General features: G+C 36.2%; 7 protein-coding genes and 1 pseudogene. 6 read left to right on the forward strand and 2 right to left on the reverse strand.

Annotation, left to right across the window (positions count from 1 at the left end):
- Positions 1 to 432, forward strand: a pseudogene (locus PCY17_RS11935) (hypothetical protein); the annotation flags it as partial.
- 118 nt (positions 433 to 550) lie between these two features.
- Positions 551 to 718, forward strand: coding sequence for a cysteine-rich KTR domain-containing protein (locus tag PCY17_RS11940; protein ID WP_000336323.1), 168 nt, complete (start codon positions 551 to 553; stop codon positions 716 to 718).
- A gap of 59 nt (positions 719 to 777) precedes the next feature.
- Here PCY17_RS11940 and PCY17_RS11945 read toward each other — a convergent pair whose 3' ends face one another.
- Positions 778 to 1,131: a helix-turn-helix transcriptional regulator gene (locus PCY17_RS11945; protein WP_001227347.1), complete on the reverse strand. Its 354-nt coding sequence runs from the start codon at positions 1,129 to 1,131 to the stop codon at positions 778 to 780.
- Positions 1,132 to 1,635: 504 nt separating this feature from the next.
- Here PCY17_RS11945 and PCY17_RS11950 point away from each other — a divergent pair.
- Together PCY17_RS11950 and PCY17_RS11955 are read left to right on the forward strand one after the other, a co-directional pair.
- Complete coding sequence (locus tag PCY17_RS11950) at positions 1,636 to 2,058, forward strand: sigma-70 family RNA polymerase sigma factor (protein WP_000804885.1); 423 nt, start codon at positions 1,636 to 1,638, stop codon at positions 2,056 to 2,058.
- Positions 2,055 to 2,285, forward strand: a complete 231-nt coding sequence (locus PCY17_RS11955) for a helix-turn-helix domain-containing protein (RefSeq protein WP_000857133.1) — start codon at positions 2,055 to 2,057, stop codon at positions 2,283 to 2,285. The genes PCY17_RS11950 and PCY17_RS11955 overlap by 4 nt, the downstream gene beginning before the upstream one ends.
- 225 nt (positions 2,286 to 2,510) lie before the next feature.
- Here PCY17_RS11955 and PCY17_RS11960 read toward each other — a convergent pair whose 3' ends face one another.
- A complete protein-coding gene (locus PCY17_RS11960) occupies positions 2,511 to 2,762 on the reverse strand; it encodes a hypothetical protein (RefSeq protein ID WP_001845478.1) in 252 nt (83 codons plus the stop codon).
- Here PCY17_RS11960 and PCY17_RS11965 point away from each other — a divergent pair.
- Positions 2,746 to 2,949 carry an excisionase gene (locus tag PCY17_RS11965; protein WP_000814511.1) on the forward strand — a complete coding sequence of 68 codons (204 nt, stop codon included), beginning with the start codon at positions 2,746 to 2,748 and terminating at the stop codon, positions 2,947 to 2,949. The genes PCY17_RS11960 and PCY17_RS11965 overlap by 17 nt on opposite strands.
- An 81-nt stretch (positions 2,950 to 3,030) precedes the next feature.
- The gene (locus PCY17_RS11970) at positions 3,031 to 4,248 is read left to right on the forward strand and encodes a tyrosine-type recombinase/integrase (protein WP_001291561.1); all 1,218 of its coding nucleotides are present in this window, start codon (positions 3,031 to 3,033) and stop codon (positions 4,246 to 4,248) included.
- Positions 4,249 to 4,422: the final 174 nt, after the last annotated feature.

Raw genomic sequence — 4,422 nt, forward strand, 5'->3', positions numbered from 1 at the left:
TGTAAAATCTGTTTTAAGTATGGCTTATACTATAGCCCTGTTAGTACCCCAGCAGATTTTCGGATGCTTGCTCCTATTGTATTGGAACAAGTCTTAAAAAAAGCTGGAACAGAATTGTTAGAGCCATATCTTAGTTTTAAAATTTATGCGCCACAGGAATATCTTTCACGAGCATACAACGATGCTCCTAAATATTGTGCGAACATCGTAGACACTCAATTGAAAAATAATGAGGTCATTCTTAGTGGAGAAATCCCTGCTCGGTGTATTCAAGAATATCGTAGTGATTTAACTTTCTTTACAAATGGACGTAGTGTTTGTTTAACAGAGTTAAAAGGGTACCATGTTACTACCGGTGAACCTGTTTGCCAGCCCCGTCGTCCAAATAGTCGGATAGATAAAGTACGATATATGTTCAATAAAATAACTTAGTGTATTTTATGTTGTTATATAAATATGGTTTCTTGTTAAATAAGATGAAATATTTTTTAATAAAGATTTGAATTAAAGTGTAAAGGAGGAGATAGTTATTATAAACTACAAGTGGATATTGTGTCCTGTATGTGGAAATAAAACACGATTAAAGATAAGGGAAGATACTGAATTAAAAAAATTCCCCCTCTATTGTCCGAAATGCAGACAAGAAAATTTAATTGAAATAAAGCAGTTCAAAGTAACTGTGATTACAGAGCCAGACGCAAAGACGCAGAGCCGATAAAATGAGATTAATACAATCTCATTTTATCGGCTCTTTCCGTTATGTATGGATTCTTTTAATTAGTCTTCGATGTTTCTTGCTTCGTTGATACCGCTGGCTAAAGATTCCATTAAGGATAGTTCTTTGTCTGTAAAGCTATCCATGTATTTCTCTATCTGTAATCGTCGGGTGCTTTTTACCAAGTTATTAGCAGGTAAGAAAAATTCATCAACGGAAACATGAAGTAACGATACAAGGTCATAAAGAACTTGTATGCTGGGGTGTTGCCCTTTATTTTCAATATTAGTTAAGTACCGTGGGTCAATTTCAATCAATGCTCCCACTTGTTCACGAGTTAAACCTCGTTTCAATCGAGCTTCTTTAATGGCTAAACCAAAGGCTCTAAAATCATATTTATCTTCTTTTTTACGCATAGTAGACCACCTCTATACATTTTATTGTTCCTACTGAATTAAAAACAGGTATAGAAAAACGTGTTATATGGTTTATAGGTTTATATTTAATAAAAAGCACTACTAAACGCCAATAAAAAAAACCGTTATATGGTAGTGCTATTTACGCTGTTAAAATATTGTATATTACTTCCAAATGGCGGTTTGTTGGAGGTCAACGTCGCCATGAAGTACATCATATACAATAAATTTCCTTACATTGGGTTCTTGTCAAAAAAAGTCGTCTATCTGCAATAGATAAGTACGTCCACCAATGTGGTTTTATAAATCATATAGATAGAATAACAGAAGCATGTAAACAGAGAAATAAATCTGTTTATATGCTTTTTTGGCTATTCAGAACTTTTTTACAAAGTTTATTTATCAGTAATGCAACAAATCCCCCTTTCACATTGGGACTAAGAGTGAAAGGAGATAAACGAGCAAGGCTCACTTCCTTTCCTAGACAGAAAGGGGGTGAGAAACATGAAACCATCTTCTTTTCAGACCACAATAGAAAATCAGTTTGACTATATCTGTAAACGTGCTATGGAAGACGAGCGAAAGAATTATATGCTTTATCTTTCAAGGATTGCAAAGCGTGAGGTGTCCTTTTCGGATGTTGGCGATTATCTTGTTAGCCAGTTTGCGACAACAGATAACTATTCAACTGACTTTCAGATTTTTACACTCAATGGGTTATCAGTAGGCGTTGAAAATGATTTGTTGAGTGAAGCATTACGTGAGTTGCCAGACAAGAAACGTGAAATTCTACTGCTGTTTTACTTTATGGACATGAGCGATTCAGAAATTGCAGACCTGTTGAAATTGAACCGTTCTACTGTCTATCGGCATAGAACCAGTGGACTAGCCTTAATTAAAAAGTTTATGGAGGAATTTGAAGAATGAAAACACAATATCCTATGATTCCCTTTCCTCTCATTGTAAAGGCAACAGATGGCGATACCGAAGCGATTAACCAGATTCTACATCATTACAGAGGGTACATAACGAAGCGTTCCCTACGACTTATGAAAGATGAATATGGCAATCAAAGTATGGTCGTTGATGAAGTCTTACGTGGAAGAATGGAAACCAGACTGATTACAAAGATTTTGTCATTTGAAATTAAGTAATATCCTCTCTCCTTTCGTGGAAGCGTGCTAAACCATTCCACGCTTCCCGAACAGGGAGGTTTGTTATTCCACCAAAGCATATTGAGCTTTCAATGTGTTTTGATAGGCTAACGAGCCATTGTTCTTTGAAAACTGAATAAAAGTAATCGAATACGTTTCGATAAGAAAAGAGCCAACGGAACTAACCGCCATGACCTATCTTATAAAGATAGCGAGCGATTCATGTTAGTGATCCGAGAAGCAATCTTTAGCAGGATTGCCTGCAACGACATTCTTATCGTGATAATGATACTCCCATACAGTCAATAGTCCGAGCGTGATAAAACCGTCGCAGGCAATGAGTATGGCTACATGAGAACCATGCAGGGGTGGAACTCCCGTGAGCTTTGCTAAAGCTGTTCGATTGCTGGTAAAACAACTTTTATGAAATCCAAATAAGTGATTTGGAAAGGAGGATTTTATGAAGCAGACTGACATTCCTATTTGGGAACGTTATACCCTAACCATTGAAGAAGCGTCAAAATATTTTCGTATTGGCGAAAACAAGCTACGACGCTTGGCAGAGGAAAATAAAAATGCAAATTGGCTGATTATGAATGGCAATCGTATTCAGATTAAACGAAAACAATTTGAAAAAATTATAGATACATTGGACGCAATCTAGCGTCGCCAAAGGGTCTTGTATATGATAAAATAGTATTAAGTCGTATCAAGGCTCTTTCCATAAAGGAAAGGAGCAAATGCCATGTCAGAAAAAAGACGTGACAATAAAGGTCGAATCTTAAAGACTGGAGAGAGCCAACGAAAAGACGGAAGATACTTATACAAATATATAGATTCATTTGGAGAACCGCAATTTGTTTACTCGTGGAAACTTGTGGCTACAGACCGAGTACCAGCAGGAAAGCGTGATTGTATCTCACTTAGAGAGAAAATCGCAGAGTTACAGAAAGACATTCATGATGGTATTGATGTTGTAGGAAAGAAAATGACACTCTGCCAGCTTTACGCAAAACAGAACGCTCAAAGACCAAAGGTTAGAAAAAACACTGAAACTGGACGCAAATATCTTATGGATATTTTGAAGAAAGACAAGTTAGGTGTAAGAAGTATTGACAGTATTAAGCCATCAGACGCTAAAGAATGGGCTATTAGAATGAGTGAAAATGGTTATGCTTATCAAACCATCAATAACTACAAACGTTCTTTAAAGGCTTCATTCTATATTGCTATACAAGATGATTGTGTTCGGAAGAATCCATTTGACTTTCAACTGAAAGCAGTTCTTGATGATGATACTGTCCCTAAGACCGTACTAACAGAAGAACAGGAAGAAAAACTGTTAGCCTTTGCAAAAGCTGATAAAACCTACAGCAAAAATTATGATGAAATTCTGATACTCTTAAAAACAGGTCTTCGTATTTCAGAGTTTGGTGGTTTGACACTTCCAGATTTAGATTTTGAGAATCGTCTTGTCAATATAGACCATCAGCTATTGAGAGATACTGAAATTGGGTACTACATTGAAACACCAAAGACCAAAAGTGGCGAACGTCAAGTTCCTATGGTTGAAGAAGCCTATCAAGCATTTAAGCGAGTGTTAGCGAATCGAAAGAATGATAAGCGTGTTGAGATTGATGGATATAGTGATTTCCTCTTTCTTAATAGAAAGAACTATCCAAAAGTGGCAAGTGATTACAACGGCATGATGAAAGGTCTTGTTAAGAAATACAATAAGTATAACGAGGATAAATTGCCACACATCACTCCACATAGTTTGCGACATACATTCTGTACCAACTATGCAAATGCAGGAATGAATCCAAAGGCATTACAGTACATTATGGGACATGCTAATATAGCCATGACGCTGAACTATTACGCACATGCAACATTCGATTCTGCAATGGCAGAAATGAAACGCTTGAATAAAGAGAAGCAACAGGAGCGTCTTGTTGCTTAGTAGTACAAATGAATTTACTACTTATTTACCACTTCTGACAGCTAAGACATGAGGAAATATGCAAAGAAACGTGAAGTATCTTCCTACAGTAAAAATACTCGAAAGCACATAGAATAAGGCTTTACGAGCATTTAAGAAAATATAAAAAGATAATTAGAAATTTATACTTTGTTT

The organism is Streptococcus sp. SO2, assembly GCF_030440025.1.

Coding starts and splice junctions, on each gene's coding strand:
- PCY17_RS11945 (WP_001227347.1), bottom strand. CDS start 1,131: ATGCGTAAAAAAGAAGATAAATATGATTTTAGAGCCTTTGGTTTAGCC.
- PCY17_RS11950 (WP_000804885.1), top strand. CDS start 1,636: ATGAAACCATCTTCTTTTCAGACCACAATAGAAAATCAGTTTGACTAT.
- PCY17_RS11955 (WP_000857133.1), top strand. CDS start 2,055: ATGAAAACACAATATCCTATGATTCCCTTTCCTCTCATTGTAAAGGCA.
- PCY17_RS11965 (WP_000814511.1), top strand. CDS start 2,746: ATGAAGCAGACTGACATTCCTATTTGGGAACGTTATACCCTAACCATT.
- PCY17_RS11960 (WP_001845478.1), bottom strand. CDS start 2,762: ATGTCAGTCTGCTTCATAAAATCCTCCTTTCCAAATCACTTATTTGGA.
- PCY17_RS11970 (WP_001291561.1), top strand. CDS start 3,031: ATGTCAGAAAAAAGACGTGACAATAAAGGTCGAATCTTAAAGACTGGA.